Annotated in this window: 13 protein-coding genes, 1 tRNA gene and 1 pseudogene; 11 read left to right on the plus strand and 4 right to left on the minus strand. The window is 74.0% G+C overall.

Features of this window, described 5'->3' with window-relative positions:
• The first annotated feature begins 8 nt into the window (after positions 1-8).
• The 3 genes and pseudogenes from ABD284_RS07515 to ABD284_RS25745 all read left to right on the plus strand — a co-directional run.
• Entirely contained in the window at positions 9-413 is a 405-nt protein-coding gene (locus ABD284_RS07515) for an FmdB family zinc ribbon protein (protein WP_344141790.1), read from the plus strand.
• Between the two features lie 500 nt (positions 414-913).
• A complete protein-coding gene (locus ABD284_RS07520; RefSeq protein WP_344141791.1) occupies positions 914-1,558 on the plus strand; it encodes an SAF domain-containing protein in 645 nt (214 codons plus the stop codon).
• 156 nt (positions 1,559-1,714) lie between these two features.
• Positions 1,715-2,185 (plus strand): annotated as a pseudogene (locus ABD284_RS25745) (transposase); the annotation flags it as partial.
• Between the two features lie 179 nt (positions 2,186-2,364).
• Here ABD284_RS25745 and ABD284_RS07525 read toward each other — a convergent pair.
• Complete coding sequence (locus ABD284_RS07525; protein ID WP_417788072.1) at positions 2,365-3,438, minus strand: D-alanyl-D-alanine carboxypeptidase family protein; 1,074 nt, start codon at positions 3,436-3,438, stop codon at positions 2,365-2,367.
• A gap of 428 nt (positions 3,439-3,866) precedes the next feature.
• Between ABD284_RS07525 and ABD284_RS07530 the strand changes: the two genes are divergently transcribed.
• The 6 genes from ABD284_RS07530 to ABD284_RS07555 all read left to right on the plus strand — a co-directional run bounded on the left by ABD284_RS07530 (position 3,867) and on the right by ABD284_RS07555 (position 8,518).
• Positions 3,867-3,942, plus strand: a tRNA-Arg gene (locus ABD284_RS07530).
• Positions 3,943-4,356: 414 nt separating this feature from the next.
• On the plus strand, positions 4,357-5,238 hold the full coding sequence (locus ABD284_RS07535) for a helix-turn-helix domain-containing GNAT family N-acetyltransferase (RefSeq protein ID WP_344141793.1): 882 nt from the start codon (positions 4,357-4,359) through the stop codon (positions 5,236-5,238).
• A gap of 213 nt (positions 5,239-5,451) precedes the next feature.
• The gene (locus ABD284_RS07540; protein ID WP_344141794.1) at positions 5,452-6,066 is read left to right on the plus strand and encodes a hypothetical protein; all 615 of its coding nucleotides are present in this window, start codon (positions 5,452-5,454) and stop codon (positions 6,064-6,066) included.
• Between the two features lie 188 nt (positions 6,067-6,254).
• The gene (locus ABD284_RS07545; RefSeq protein ID WP_344141796.1) at positions 6,255-6,770 is read left to right on the plus strand and encodes a flavoprotein; all 516 of its coding nucleotides are present in this window, start codon (positions 6,255-6,257) and stop codon (positions 6,768-6,770) included.
• Positions 6,771-6,863: 93 nt separating this feature from the next.
• Positions 6,864-7,808: a DUF3592 domain-containing protein gene (locus tag ABD284_RS07550; RefSeq protein WP_344141797.1), complete on the plus strand. Its 945-nt coding sequence runs from the start codon at positions 6,864-6,866 to the stop codon at positions 7,806-7,808.
• Between the two features lie 170 nt (positions 7,809-7,978).
• Positions 7,979-8,518 carry a DoxX family membrane protein gene (locus tag ABD284_RS07555; RefSeq protein WP_344141798.1) on the plus strand — a complete coding sequence of 180 codons (540 nt, stop codon included), beginning with the start codon at positions 7,979-7,981 and terminating at the stop codon, positions 8,516-8,518.
• Between the two features lie 366 nt (positions 8,519-8,884).
• Here ABD284_RS07555 and rnhA read toward each other — a convergent pair whose 3' ends face one another.
• Both rnhA and ABD284_RS07565 read right to left on the minus strand, forming a co-directional pair.
• Positions 8,885-9,355, minus strand: a complete 471-nt coding sequence (gene rnhA, locus ABD284_RS07560) for a ribonuclease HI (protein WP_344141799.1) — start codon at positions 9,353-9,355, stop codon at positions 8,885-8,887.
• 45 nt (positions 9,356-9,400) lie between these two features.
• Positions 9,401-10,240, minus strand: coding sequence for a DUF817 domain-containing protein (locus ABD284_RS07565; RefSeq protein ID WP_344141801.1), 840 nt, complete (start codon positions 10,238-10,240; stop codon positions 9,401-9,403).
• Positions 10,241-10,476: 236 nt separating this feature from the next.
• On the opposite strand from ABD284_RS07565, the gene ABD284_RS07570 reads away from it, so the two are divergent.
• Together ABD284_RS07570 and ABD284_RS07575 are read left to right on the plus strand one after the other, a co-directional pair.
• Positions 10,477-11,541 (plus strand): sulfotransferase family protein, encoded by a 1,065-nt coding sequence (locus ABD284_RS07570; protein WP_344141802.1) that lies wholly within the window; start codon positions 10,477-10,479, stop codon positions 11,539-11,541.
• Between the two features lie 49 nt (positions 11,542-11,590).
• Positions 11,591-12,721, plus strand: a complete 1,131-nt coding sequence (locus ABD284_RS07575) for a winged helix DNA-binding domain-containing protein (protein WP_344141803.1) — start codon at positions 11,591-11,593, stop codon at positions 12,719-12,721.
• 24 nt (positions 12,722-12,745) lie between these two features.
• Here the strand turns inward: ABD284_RS07575 and ABD284_RS07580 are convergent, their stop codons facing one another.
• Complete coding sequence (locus ABD284_RS07580; protein ID WP_344141805.1) at positions 12,746-13,597, minus strand: GAF and ANTAR domain-containing protein; 852 nt, start codon at positions 13,595-13,597, stop codon at positions 12,746-12,748.
• Positions 13,598-14,092: the final 495 nt, after the last annotated feature.

Raw genomic sequence — 14,092 nt, forward strand, 5'->3', positions numbered from 1 at the left:
AGGACCCAGTGCCGACGTACCAGTACGCATGCACCGAGTGCGGCTCCCAGATGGAGGTCGTGCAGAGCTTCAGCGACGACTCGCTCACCGTCTGCCCCGAGTGCCAGGGCCGGCTGCGCAAGGTGTACTCAGCGGTGGGCATCGTCTTCAAGGGATCGGGCTTCTACCGCACCGACAGCAGCGCCTCCCCGGACCGGTCGTCCACGGCGGCCTCCGGCGCGAGCGCGAACGGCGAGTCCGGCGCCACCGCGAAGAGCGAGTCGGCGCCCTCCGGATCGGACTCCGGTTCGTCCTCCGGATCGTCGTCCGGATCGGACTCCTCCTCGGCGAAGTCGGACTCCTCCGGCTCCGGCGCCAAGGAGAGCAAGGCCCCCGCCGGATCCGGCGCCTCCTCCACCTCCGCGAGCAGCTGAGGCGGGTCCCTGCACCCGCCCGGCCTCCGGCGCCCGGCTGATTCCGGCGCGGCCGGCGGGCGGTTCCGCCGCGGCCGGTCATACGCGCTCCCGCCCGTCGCCGGGGTCCCGAAGGACGGCCGGCCGGCGGCGAGGACGCCGCGCGGCCGTTCCCGTCCGCGGTAGCGCCGCCCGACCGCCGCACACGCCGCTCGTGCGCTCCGGGGCCGCCGAGGCCGCGAGGGCGGCGACGGCCCGAGCGGCCCCGCCCCGCTCCCGGCCGGGAACATGGACGCCGACCGCGGCGCCCGGGCCCCCTGGCGCAAACCCACCCGCGGCGCCTGTGGACGGCGGCGGCACGGTCGGCGACCGGCGGCCTACCGTACGGACATGCACGCCGCCGTTGTGTTCACCGCACGCTCCGCCCGCACTCCGGTCCCGGACCCCCAAGTGGTCCCGCCCCCGCTCGCTCCGCATCCCTGCCCGCCCGGCTCCGTGCCCTCGCCCGCAGGGGCGGCGCGGTGAGCGGGCGCGGATCCGCGAGCGCACCGCTGCGCGCGCTCGCCCGCCTGCGCCGACCCCTGGGCGCTCTCTGCGCCGCGCTCGCGCTGACAGGCGCAGTGCTGCTGCTGCGGCCGCCGCCGGCACCCGCCACCGAGGTGCTCGTGGCCGCACGGCGGCTCGACGCGCTCTCCCCCTTGGCGCCCGGCGACCTCGCAGTGCGGGCCCTGCCGCCGGCGGCGGTGCCCGAGCACGCGCTGCGCCCGCACGACGACCCGCTCGGGCGCTCGCTCACCGGCCCCGTCACCCGCGGCGAGGTCCTCACCCGCGCGCGCATCGCCGGGCCTCCCGCACACGGGCGTGACCCGGGTCTGGTGGCGGCCCCGGTGCGGCCGACCGGCACGCTCCCCGACGGCCTGGTGCACCCGGGCAGCAGGGTCGACGTGCTGGCGGCCGCGGGCGGCGGCGCCGCGCCCCTCGGCGGCGAGGCGCCGCCCGCGCGGACCGTCGTCGAGGACCGCCCGGTGGTCGCCGTCGAGGAGGCCGGGGCTTCGGGCGCCGAGTCGGCCGGCCCGCTGCTCGTGCTGGCCGTGCGCCCGGCCGAGGCGCGCGCCCTCGCAGGGCACGCGGGCACATCGCACCTGTCGATCACCCTCCGAAGATGATCCATGTCAGCACCTTGTGCCTGTTCGCCCCGGGGCACCGCGCGGCCGCCCGAGACCGGCCACGCGACGGCCCGGACGTCCCTAGCGGGGGCGGGGTAGGGGCGGCTTCCGGCGTTCCTGCTGCGGAGAAGCCCGGTGGGCCCGGCGGCGGAGGTCGTGAACGGCGCGGTCGTCGCCGACCCGGCGGCCCCGTTCCCCGACGCTCGGCACACCGCTGACCGGCCTGTCCGGCGGCGTGCGGCCGTCCGCTGGACCGCGGTACCCGACGCCCGGTCGGTCAAGTCCGGCGAAGGCGGTGCCGAGCGCGGATTCGACGCGGGCAAGAGGACCACCGGCCGCAAGCGCCACCTGATCACCGACACGCTCGGGCCGGCCCTCGTGGTCGCGGTGACCTCCGCCTCGGAGGACCGTCCCGGCGGGCGCCGCGTGCTGGAGCGGCCGGCCGCGGCCTTCCCGTCCATCGGCCTGGTCCGGGCCGATGCCGGCTACGCCGACCGGGTCGGCAACCGGCCGCCGGCCTGGGCCTCGGAGAGGTTCCGGTCGGTCGTGGAGATCGTCCGCCGCAGCGACGACGCGACGGGGTTCCAGGTGCTGCCGCGCAGGCGGGTGGTCGAGCGGACCTTCGGCCGACCGGTGCGCAACCGGCGCCCGGCCCGCGATTACGAGCGTCCGACCGGCGATTCCGCGACCGTGGTCACGACCGCGACGATCCGGCTGATGGCCACACGGCCGGCTGGTCAGAGCGCACGCTGGAGCAGCCGCCCAGCCGACCCGACCGTGTGGTCACCCGGTTACCCGACCGTCTCTCAGCCGTGCTCGGCGTCGTACTCCCAGTGCCAGGGCTCGAAGGGGTTGGAGTACGCCCACTGCGGGTGGAACCAGTTCCACTTCGTGGAGTTGGCCTCCAGCCAGTTGAACTGCGCGCTCCCCTGGGACTGCACACCGCCGCACAGGTCGACGGCCAGTCCCCAGCCGTGGTTGCTGGTGCCGGGTACCGCGGCCATGCCGGGCGGCTTGGTGGCGTAGAGGCGCTGCTGGTTGGACAGGTCGCGATAGGAGCTGGTCAGGCACATGCCCTCGCCGAACCGCTCGGTGTAGGCCTGGTTCATCTTCAGAAAGTCGATCGCGGCGTCGGCCCGCAGGAACTCGCCGTCCGTGTGCAGCTTGCACAGGCTGTTCTGCGGCAGCAGCCCGTTGGGGTAGCCGTCGGCGTTGTCGGCGATCGAGGGGTCGCACTCGGCGCCGGCGAAGTAGGCCTCGGGGTCGAGTCCGCGGTCCTTGAGCTCCTTGGTCAGCTCCTGCGTGCTGTCCTTGGACTCGGCCCGCAGGCCGTCCAGCTTCTCCTCAAGCTCGACGCGCTTGAGCTGGGTGTCGGTCTGCAGATCCTGGGCCTGGGCGGCCAGGTCCGACTGCTCTTCGCGCAGGTCGCTCGCCTTGTCCAGCATGGCCTGGCGGTCGTCGGCGAGCTTGAGCACGTGCGACTCGACTTGCAGGTCCTGCTGCAGCTTGCCGGAGGTCAGGATGCCCAGGACACCGGCGTTGGGCTGCATGTAGAGCGTGCTGCCCAGCTGGGCCAGCGGTTCGCGCATGTCGGCCAGGCGCAGCTCGGTCTGCTGGAGGTCGTGCAGCGTGGAGACCAGCTTGTCCTGGGCGTCGTTCAGCTCGTCTTCCTGCTTGGTGTACTCGTCGGTGGCCTTCTCCAACTCGTCCTTGGCCTCGTCCGCCTTCTTCTTCAGCTTGTCGAGCTTGGAATCAGCGGAAGCGGGAGAGCTAACGGGTGAGAAGGCGACTTCAGCACCAGGCACCAGGAAGAGTGCGATGATGAGGGCGACGATCACCGAAAGCCCCCCGTGCCTGCGCGCGCGTGCGAGCAGTGCCAGTGAGGAGCGGGAGGACCCGATTCGCTGAACGCGGGCCGATGGCCGCGTCGAATCGAGGTTGAACGGCACGAGGAGGTCCTCCGGTTGCGAGTAATCGGTGGTGCACGTGGCCGCATCGCAAGTTACTACATGTCCACTATTGGACGGACCGAGATGGATTCTCCGGCGGACACGGGGGGAGTCTGAGGGTCCGACACCGCGCATCTGCGTCGATGTCGTTGCGAAACGGCAGGTCACCGGTGGTTCATTCCGCGTCCCAGGCTACGGCCGTTACAGCACCGCAACCTCCGTTGAGCGCCTCACAGGCCAAATGTGACCAAGACCACAGACTTGCCGTGACAACCTGACCGCCTGCAAGGGTAGGTAGTGGGACCGCCGTTCAGCCGCCCACCGGCCCCCCATCCTCCGCTAGGCTGGTCCCCGGTTCCGGCCTCATAGCTCAGGGGACAGAGCACCACTCTCCTAAAGTGGGTGTCGGAGGTTCGAATCCTCCTGGGGCCACCACGCTTCACCTGCATCTACTTCGCCCGGGGAGCTTCCGGGTGGGGCCGGGGTTGCGATTTGGGTTGCAGCCCGCGGCGCCCCGCAGGCCTGATGACACGTACCCCGTACCGCCCTCTGGCGGTGAACCCGTGCTACGGCCTCCGCGACGCCGGCGTTCGACGGCGGCGCGCCGATGGCGGGCGCGTACGGCTCAGGCGGAGGCTTCCAAGCCATGGCGGCAGCGCTCCCCCGCGTCCGACGGAGTACGGCACCACCGTGCGCAGCCGGCGTGACCGGCCACGGCGGCGGCGACGAGGAAGCCGCGGACCCGTTGTCCGCGCCACCGCGTCCCTCAGCAGGGCATCACAGGGCATCCCTCAGCAGCGCGGACCTCACTGATGGGCGCAACCATTGACCGTGGTCGATAATGGGGGTATGACCGCTCCGATCTCGTCTCCCTCGCTGCCGACGCTCGCCGCCGCGGACGCCGAGACCTATGCCGCCTGGTTCGCCTGCCTGGCCGAGCCCGCGCGGGTCCGCCTCCTGCACACCATCGCCTCCGCGCCCGACGCCGCGACGGTCGGCGGGCTCGCCGAGGCCTTGGGCCTGCGCCAGCCCACCGTGTCCCACCACCTGCGCAAACTCGCCGACGTCGGGTTCGTCACGCTCACCAAGTCGGGCACCTCCACCCGCGTGCTGATCAACCCGGCCTGCTGCACCGGCCTGCCGCACGCCGCCGACGCCGTGATGGGACTGCTCGACTCCCGGCCGTGCTGCCCCACCGACCTGCCCTCCGACGTGACCGTGCGCGCCATGCGGCGCGGCGACCTCGACGCGGTGCGCCGCATCTACGCCGAAGGCATCGCCACCGGCGACGCCACCTTCGAGACGGAGGTCCCGCCCGCCGGCGAGCTCGACGCCAGGTGGCTGGCCGACCACCGATGGGTCGCCGTACTCGACGGCGCGGACGAGCCCGTCGGCTGGGCCGCGGCGGCGCCCGTGTCCGACCGCGCGGTCTACGCGGGCGTGGCCGAGACCTCGGTCTACGTCGCCGAGTCCGCCCGCGGCCGCAGCGTTGGCAAGGCCCTGATCCACAGGCAGGTCACCGCCGCCGACGCCGGCGGCCTGTGGACCCTGCAGACCGCGATATTTCCCGAGAACAAGGCCAGCCTCGCCCTGCACCGCAGCGCGGGCTTCCGCACGCTGGGCGTGCGCGAGCGCATCGGCAGGCACCACGGCGTCTGGCGAGACACCGTCATGCTCGAACGCCGCCGCGACGAGCACGGCTGCGCGCCGAGCGACGAGCGGGAGCGGTGACCCCGGCCGGGCCCGTTCCGCCGAGCGGACCCGGGCGCGGGAGCGCCCCGTCGGCGGTTGCTCCCGATCACTCTCAGGGAGAGCCGGGTGGCGCTCCGTCGCCCGGGCCCTATCCTTTCGGCCATGGCACACCCTCCCCGACCTCCGCGATCGTCCCATCCCGACCGTCACCGGCAAGGGCACGACGAGTGGCCGCCGGCCGACGATCCGGCCGTGACCCACCTGCGCCCCGAGGCGACCGCGAACGACTACGCGCGCCGGATGCTGCCCTGGACACCCGCCTTCATCGCGGTCTTCGCGGTGGTGCCGCCGATGGGCACGGCGCTGTTCTCCCCCTTCGCCGGTTCGGGGCCGATCGCCGTCGTACCGGCGGTGCTGCTGGGGCTCGCGGTGGACGCAGGTCTCGCCGCCGTACTCGCGTCCAAGGTCCGCCGCATGTTCACCCGGACCACGGTCGCGGCCTCGCCCACCGGAGTGGAGCTGCGCGACCGGATGGGCTTCGTGGTCCGCCTGCGGTGGGCCGACATCACCGGCGTGGGCACGGTGGAGGACGATCGCGGCCCCAGCATCCGCGACGTCAGTCCCGACGCCGGCCGCACGCTCGTCGCGAAGGCGCCCGCCGTCCGCACCCAGGGGATCATCGGCTGGGGCCACCGCTGGCTGCCGCACTCGACACCCGCCCACCTGCGCAACCACCTGGCGCAGCAGCCCCGCGACGCCGCAGGCCGCGAACCGGTCGCCGTGTCGTTCTCCGCCGCCGGCCCCGCGAACTCGGCCAACCCGCTGCTGGCCCAGCTCCGGCACTACCGGCCCGACCTCGTCGGCTGACGCGCCTGCGCGACCGGCGCACCCGCGCAGACGCCCCCGCCCCGCACGGGCGCCGGCGGCCCTCGTCCGGCTGAACCGGGCACCGGGCGGGGGCGGGGCCCGCCTCCCGCAGGCGGCGGCCCCGGCGCGAGGCCGGGGCCGCCCGGGGCGGGTCCGAACAGGTGGCGCGGACTACCTAGACTCGGCCCATGGACGACCGCACCCTGTACCTGGTGGTGACCGGAGCCTCTTCGCCGCGCGAGAGCGTGGCCGACCTCGTGCGGCAGGCGCGGGAGCGCGAATGGGCCGTCACCGTGATCTGCTCACCGATGGGCACCCGCTTCCACGACGTCCACGAGCTGGCCGGTATCAGCGGCGACCGGGTGCGGGTGGACTTCCGGCTCCCCGGCACCGGCGAGCGTCTGCTGCCGCCGGACGCCCTGCTGGCCTGCCCGCTCACCTTCAACTCGCTGAACAAGATCGCCTCCGGGTTCACCGACACCATGGCGGTCGCGGTCGCCTGCGAGATGCTCGGCCACGGCGTCCCCACGGTCTGCGTGCCCCACCTGAACGGGCCGCTGGCCCGCCACCCCGCCGCCGGCGCCAGTGTGCAGACGCTGCGCGGGATGGGCGCCCGCGTCCTCTTCGACCCCGATGCGCCTACCGAGGACCGGCTGCCGCAGTGGAAGGACGTGCTCGAGGCCGTGGACTCCGCCGCCGGCTGACCGCGCCCCTGCCTACCGGGCGCTGCGCTCCGCACCGCGGACGGTAGGGTGCCCTCTGCGCCGAGTCCGCGGCCGTGGAAAGCGGGTGCCCCCTTGTCTGTCGCCGTGGTGGTCGTCGTCGCGCTGGGCGCCGCATTCGCGCTCTTCGGCACGCTGTTCACCGTGCTGGGCCTGCGCGCGCGGCGCCGGCGGCAGCGCCGCGCCGAGCACGGCGTCCGCACGCGGGCGACGGTGACCGCGGTCGAACCGGCGATCCCCGAGACGCGCGGCGCGTTCGAGCAGCCGTTCGTGCTCGCCTACGCCGACCCCGCCGGGCGCGACTACGAGCACCGGTTCACCGGCGGCTTCGGCGGGATCGTCCCCGCCGAGGGGTGGCGCGTGGAGGTCCTGTTCGACCCGGAGGACCCCGCCAACGTCGAGATCACGGACAACCCCTACCTGCACGGTGTCGCGGGCGCCGAGAAGGCCGAGCGCTCCCCGCTGCGCCGTCGGCTGATCCGCGCCCTCGCGGCCGTGACGGCGGTCCTGCTGGCGTGGGGCCTCATCATGTTCGCCCTCGCCCCGACCCTGTACGGACCCTACGACCCCGCCTACACGCGGTACTTCCTCCTCGGGAGCGCCCTGGTGTTCTTCGCGGCGGCCGCGGCGATCGCGGGAGCCGGCGCCGACTTCCTCGCCACAGCGGTGGGCAGGCGCCGCGTCTCCACCACGGCCGAGGGCGTCATCACGCAGACGTGGACCGAGATCCGCCGCTCCAGCGACGACGACGGACCGTCGACGACCCGGGTGCACCCCTACGCGGTCCGGTTCACCCTGCCCGACGGCCGCCGGGTGCACCGGCGCGCGCCCGACACCCCCGGCTTCGACCGCAACCGCCCGGGACAGCGGGTCGAGATCACCTACCAGCCCGCCGACCCGACCGGCTTCACGGTGGGCGGACCGGGGCGCCTCCTGCTCGCCCCGGTGCTGACCCTGCTCTTCGGCCTGGTCTTCGCCGCCGTCGCGACCGTCCTGGTGGTCATCGCCGCCGTCACCTGAGCGGGGCGCGGCGTTTTCCACCGGTCCGCGCCCCGGCCCGCGTGGTCTTCTCGCTTGCGGTCCCACCAACCGGGTAGCGGGCGCCGGGACCGACCGCCTGCGCACCCGTCGCCGGGGGCCGGGCGCAAGTCGCAGCGGAAGGACGCGTGGAGGTTCTCATGATGAAACGCGTGACGACGGGGGACGTGGCCGCCCTGGCCATCCGCACCGGGCTGGGGGCGACGCTGTTCGCCCACGGCACGCAGAAGCTCTTCGGCTGGTTCGGCGGCGGCGGCCTGGACGCCGCAGCGAGCGGGTTCCACGGCATGGGCTACCGGCCGGGCCGCCCCATGGCGACGGTCGCCGGCCTGTGCGAGGCGGCGGGCGGCGCGGCGCTCGCGTTCGGACTGGGCACTCCGGCGGGCGGCGCGGCGGCGGCCGGGGCCATGGGCGTGGCGGCCGAGACGCACGCACCCAACGGCTTCTTCAACACCGAGGGCGGGCTGGAGTACCCGGCGCTGATCGCGCTGAGCGCGACGGCCCTGGTCGCCCAGGGCCCCGGGCGGCTGTCGCTGGACGAGGCGACAAGACACGTGTTCGACCGTCCGTGGATGCGCCTGGCGGCGCTGGCCGCGGTCCCGCCGGCGGTCGCGGCTGTCGTCGCCCGCAAGCACCGCAGCCTCGCGGAGGACGCCGCGGAGCCGGAGGGGTCCGGGAGCGCTTCCGGCTGACGCCCGGACCGAGCCGTACGAGCCCGCTGCGCGCCGCCGCCGATTCCTGCCCGACGCCCCCGGCGATCGCCGGAGCCCGGGCCTCGGCGGCCACCGCGACCGAGAGCGGCGCGCGCAGCGCGCGGCGGTGCGGCGTTGCGCCGGTTGCCCAGGCGGGGGCGGCGGTGCGGCGATCGGTTTCGCTCGGGGCGGCCCCTCGCCGCGGCTTCCGGGGGCGGCGGGTCCGGGTGGCCCCGGGCGGGCTCCCGGCCGCGCTTCGGCGCGGACGCCGAGTCCCGGCGGCGCCCGGCAACGGCGGGTTCCGCGCCCGAGTCGCCGCCGCGGCCGGCGGCGGGGCGCAGCCGCTCCGCGGTGCCGGAGGCGCCTTCAGCCCCCGCGCGCCTCGTCCCTGCCGCGGCAGGCCAGCGCGTCGGCGCGCTCGTTGCCGCTGTCCCCGCTGTGCCCGCGCACCCAGTTCCACCGGACCTCGTGCCGTTGGGCGGCGGCGTCCAGGCGCTGCCACAGGTCGGCGTTCTTCACCGGCTTCTTCCCGCTGGTCATCCAGCCCGAGCGCTTCCAGCCGCGGATCCAGGAGGTGATGCCGTTGCGCACGTAGGTGCTGTCGGTGTGCAGGCTCACCGCCAGCGGCCGCTTCAGCGCCTCGAGCGCCATGATGGCCGCCATGAGCTCCATGCGGTTGTTGGTCGTCCGGGTCTCACAGCCGTAGAGCTCCTTGGAGTGCTCTCCGTAGTGGAGCACCACGCCCCAACCGCCCGGCCCCGGGTTTCCGGCGCAGGCCCCGTCTGTGTAGATCAGCACCGACCGCTGCGCCGCGGCCTGCTCTCCGCTCGTTCCCACGCCGGGCAATCTACCGCGCCGGCCCGGCAGCGGGGACCGCGGCGCTCACCGGGGCGGCACGGCGCGTTCGCGGCCGGCGTACTTCCAGGTGGCGACGATCACGCAGGCCACCGTGACCAGCAGCGCCCAGGCCCCGAACTTGGCCGGGTGCACCAGGCGCCACACGTCGGCCTGGTGGGGGTACTCCCAGGCCCCCAGGAACGTCGCGATGTTCTCTGCCACCCACAGGAAGAAGCCGATCAGCACGAACGACAGCGCGAGCGGCATCCGGTAGCGCACCGCGCCCACGGTGAAGCGCACCATCACCCCCCAGGTGGCGGCGACCATGGCGGCGGCGAGCACCACGCGCACGTCGGGAAGCCAGTAGTGCGTCAGGAAGTTGGTGTAGATCGCGGCGGCGACCAGCGCCGTGGCGACCCGGCGGTAGCCGGCGAACTCCAGGTCCAGCCGCCGCCAGGCCTGGCAAACGTAGCTGCCCACGGCGGCGTAGAGGAACCCGCTGTACAGCGGCACACCGCCGATCTTGGTCAGCGCCTCCTCCGGGTAGCTCCACGACCCCATGTGCACCTTGACCAACTCGAACACCAGCCCCACGACGTGGAACCCGGCGACCGCGAGTGCCTCGGACCCGGTCTCCAGGCGGGTCGCCCAGAACACCGCGGTCAGCGCGATGCCGTAGAGCAGCAGTGCGTCGTAGCGGGCGATGGGCAGCGGCACGACCGACGAGAGCGCCAGTCCCGCGAACAGGCACACCGCGAACAGGCAGGAGAGCGCCTCCTGCCAGGCGAAGCGCAGCACCTGGGACGGCCGCAGCCAGTCGGCGCGGGTGGCGGGCCGGGCCGCCGCGCCGGCCACCTGCGCCTGTGGTCCTGTGTCCGCGACCATGGGGTTCCCCTCTTTCTCGCCGCCGCTCCGACCGGCGGCCCTGTGAGCCGGCAAGCATGCCAGACGGTGCTCCCGCACCGCAGCGGCACCCCCGCCGCCGCGGGATGCCGCCACCGTCGATTCGGCGCCGACACCGCCGATCCGGTGTTTCGGGCCCGAGGGTCGGCGGCCGATAGTCTGTCTTGATCACCGGCCCGCCGGGCCGATCCCGCATTCCGCATCCTGATTTCACAACGATGGGCGGTGGCTCACCTGTGGACGGCTGGCCCTCCCCCGCCGAGCGCCCGATCTTCGTCATCGGCTGCCCCCGGTCGGGCACGACCCTCCTGCAGCTGATGCTGCACGCGCACCCGCGCCTCGCGATCCCGCCGGAGACCCGGTTCATGCTGGACGTCTACCGCCGCCGCGCCGAGTTCGGCGACCTGAAGGACGGCGCGAACCGCCGCAGGCTCGCCGAGGCGGTCACGGGCCCGCGCAACACCCGCTACCGCGACCTGAAGCTGGACCGCGACGAGACGGTGGCCGCCATCGTCGACGGCCCGCCGACCGTCGGATCGGCGCTGGGCGCCGTGCTGCGCCAGTACGCGCGCCGCTTCGGCAAGGAGCGCTGGGGCGACAAGCGGCCGGGCTACTACCAGGCGGTCGACGAGCTGCGGCGGATGTTCCCGCACGCGCAGTTCGTCCACCTGATCCGCGACGGGCGCGACTGCGTCGGCTCGCTCAAGCAGATGCCCTGGTACAAGCAGACCAGCTACCACGCGATCTCCACGTGGGCCGAGGCGATCGACTACGGCCGCACCGCCGTCCGCCGCCTGGGGCCCGACACCTTCCACCAGCTGCGCTACGAGGACCTCGTCGCCGACCCGGCGCGCGAGCTGTCGGCGCTGTGCGACTTCCTCGGCGAGGAGTTCGACCCCGCGATGTGCGAGCCGCGCCGCGTGGCCAAGAGCGCGGTGCCCAAGTTCAAGACCTGGCACAGCAACACCAGCCGCGACGTCAACGCCTCCAGCTCCGGATCCTGGCAGGACCGGCTGGACCCGTGGGAGGCGGCGCTGGCCGAGGCCGTTCTCGGCAGGCGGCTGCGCGAGAACGGCTACGAGCTGTCGGGGGCTCCCCGGCCCTCGGCGGGCGACCTCGCGCGCTACGCGCGGGTGAGCACGAAGCGGCGGCTCGCCCGCCGCAAGCGCCTCTGGCTCGACCGGGCGCGGCGGCTGCGCGAGGCCGACTCCGACGTCGCCATCGTCACCGCCGAGTCCGGCTCCGCCGCCTCCAGCGAGCACACCGCCGAGTCCGACGGCTGAGGGTCCGCGCGGGCGGGCGGGTGTCGGCGTCGGTCCGTATCCTGCTGCCATGAGCGAACCCGCGGTGCTCGGCCGCCGCAGCCTGAACCGGGCCACGCTGGAGCGCCAGCTCCTGCTGCGCCGCTCGGCGATGCCGCCCGAACAGGCCCTCTCGCACCTGGTGGGCCTCCAGGCACAGACCCCCCACACCTGGTACACGGGCCTGTGGGCGCGCTTGGCCGACTACGCGCCCGAGCCCACCTCCGAGCTGCTGGGCTCGGGGGCGATCGTGCGGATACCGGTCATGCGCTCCACGATCCACCTGCTGACCGCCGACGACGCGGTGCGCCTGCGCCCGCTGATGGAGCCCGTCCACGAGCGGATGTTCCGATCGGCCTTCGGGCGCAGGGTCGCCGGCCTCGATGCGGCCGAGGTGGAGAAGGCGGCCCGCGCGGTGCTGCAGGAGGGTCCGCTGACCTTCAGCGAGCTCGGCGCCCGGCTGGCCGCGCACGGCCGCTCCGCGGGCTGGGGCGAGCGCGATCCGCAGGCACTCGCGCAGTGGGGCCGGACACTCGTACCGCTCGTGCAGGTACCCCCGCGCGGGCAGTGGGGCCGCAGCGGGCAGGCGGCGCATGCGCCCGCCGAGGCCTGGCTGGGCCGTCCGCTTCCCGAGCCCTTCAGCCTTGAGCACCTGGTCCTGCGCTACCTCGCGGCGTTCGGCCCCGCCTCGGTGCTCGACGTTCAGAAGTGGTGCGGGCTGACCCGCCTGGGCGAGGTCGTCGACGAGCTGCGCCCGCGGTTGAGGGTGTTCCGCTCCGAGGACGGGCGGGAGCTGTTCGACCTGCCGGACGCGCCGCGGCCCGACGCCGAAACCCCCGCACCGGTGCGCTTCCTCTACGACTTCGACAACCTGCGCTGGTCCTACGCCGACTTGGACCGCCTCGTCACCGTGGACCTGCGCGAACACGGCTTCACCGCCGCGAACGGCCTCGATCCCGGCCTGGTCCTGCTCGACGGGTTCGCCGCCGGCGGCTGGCGCATCAACGTGCGGCGGCGCACCGCGGTCCTGCACGTGCGGCCGTTCCGGCGCCTCAGCGGCGCCGACGAGGCCGCGGTGCGGGCGGAGGCCGAGGCGCTGCTGGAGTTCTACGCGCCCGCGGCGGCCGAGCGCGCGGTCGAGTTGGGGCCGCCGACCGGATGACCCGGATTCGGGTGCTCGGTGCGGTCAGTTGCCGCCGGGGAAGCTGCCGGTATGCACGAGCTCGTCGGCGAGCACGCTCAGCTTCACGTTGAGGTTCTGCGACGCCTTGGCCAGCAGGCTGAACGCCTGGCGGTCGGTGACCTTGTAGCGCTCCACCAGGATGCCGGTGGCCTCGCCGATGCGCTGGCGGGTGCGGATGGCGCGCTGGAGGTTGTGCTGGGTCTGCACGTTGGCCAGCGCCACCGCGGCGTGGGCGGCGAGGATCTGCCCGATCTCATAGGCGTCGACGCCGAAGACCCGGGGCTGGGAGGAGTAGAGGTTCAGGCCGCCGAGGATGTCGTCGTGGGTGAACAGCTGGAACGAGCACATGCTCTCGACACCCAGCGGTGCCGCCTCGGCGGTGAACTTGGGCCAGCGGGTCTCTTCGGCGACGGACTCGACGGCGAACACCTCGCGCACCCAGATCGCCTCGATGCACGGGCCCTCGCCGGTGCGGTACTGGATCGCGTCGACCTGCTCGACGACGGGGTCGGTCGCGCCGTAGGTGCTGATGTTCTTCCGCTTCTCCACCACGGAGACGCCGGCGAACTCGCAGCCGTCGACCTCGGAGACCGCCAGGGCGGTGATCTCCTCCAGGGTCGACTGCACCGTCTCGTGCTGGAGCAGGTCCCGCGCGAACTCGGCGAAGGCCCTCGCGACGTCCTGGCCCTCCCAGCCGGGGGCGGCCGCGGCCGCTGCCGCGGCGACCGTTTCGGCTTCCACCGAATCGGCCGCGGCCCCGTCGACGGCGTCGGCCGCGGCCTCCTCGACGGCGTCGGCTGCGGCCCCCTCGATGGGGTCGGCCGCGACGCTCTCAGCGCCGTCCGGATCGATCATGCTTGCCACCTGTCCTCCCATCCCCCGTCGCCGCCGAGCGGACGCTCCTGCCGCGGTGCCCGCCGGGCGGTGCCGGCCGATCCATCCCCCGGCGTCTCCCTCCGGCACTGCCCAGCGCGATCCGAGGCAATGCGGCGCAGGGGTCGCGTCCGGTCGCGTGTGTTCGCGGACTGCAGCGCCATGGCGGCGGGCGGGTCGGCGAAGCCGCCGGGTGCCGGAGCACTCCGGCCACCGAGCGGTGGGCGGCACCGCTGTCTGCGGGCCTGTCCGTTCCTGTCTACCGTGTCGCCGACCCGGAAGAAAGGGTAACGGGGTGGTTACATCATTCTTACCTCAGTGGCAGGCCCTCGACTCGACAGCACGATGAGGCGGGCCGTGTTCGCGGTCTAGACCAGCAGGCGCACCGCTGCGGCGACGGTGCTGGTTGGACGCCGGAACCGGAATTGCGACCGGACGAGACCGGTCGGCGCCGAGTGGGCGGAAATCGGCGCGCGC

The sequence above is a fragment of the Streptomonospora arabica genome, assembly GCF_039531585.1.
Lineage (GTDB): Bacteria > Actinomycetota > Actinomycetes > Streptosporangiales > Streptosporangiaceae > Streptomonospora > Streptomonospora halophila.

What these genes read in the sequence shown, in the direction of transcription:
- ABD284_RS07535 (WP_344141793.1), top strand. Translation starts at nt 4,357, where the DNA reads ATGACCGCTCCGATCTCGTCTCCCTCGCTGCCGACGCTCGCCGCCGCG.
- ABD284_RS07575 (WP_344141803.1), top strand. Translation starts at nt 11,591, where the DNA reads ATGAGCGAACCCGCGGTGCTCGGCCGCCGCAGCCTGAACCGGGCCACG.
- ABD284_RS07570 (WP_344141802.1), top strand. Translation starts at nt 10,477, where the DNA reads ATGGGCGGTGGCTCACCTGTGGACGGCTGGCCCTCCCCCGCCGAGCGC.
- ABD284_RS07565 (WP_344141801.1), bottom strand. Translation starts at nt 10,240, where the DNA reads ATGGTCGCGGACACAGGACCACAGGCGCAGGTGGCCGGCGCGGCGGCC.
- ABD284_RS07580 (WP_344141805.1), bottom strand. Translation starts at nt 13,597, where the DNA reads ATGATCGATCCGGACGGCGCTGAGAGCGTCGCGGCCGACCCCATCGAG.
- ABD284_RS07545 (WP_344141796.1), top strand. Translation starts at nt 6,255, where the DNA reads ATGGACGACCGCACCCTGTACCTGGTGGTGACCGGAGCCTCTTCGCCG.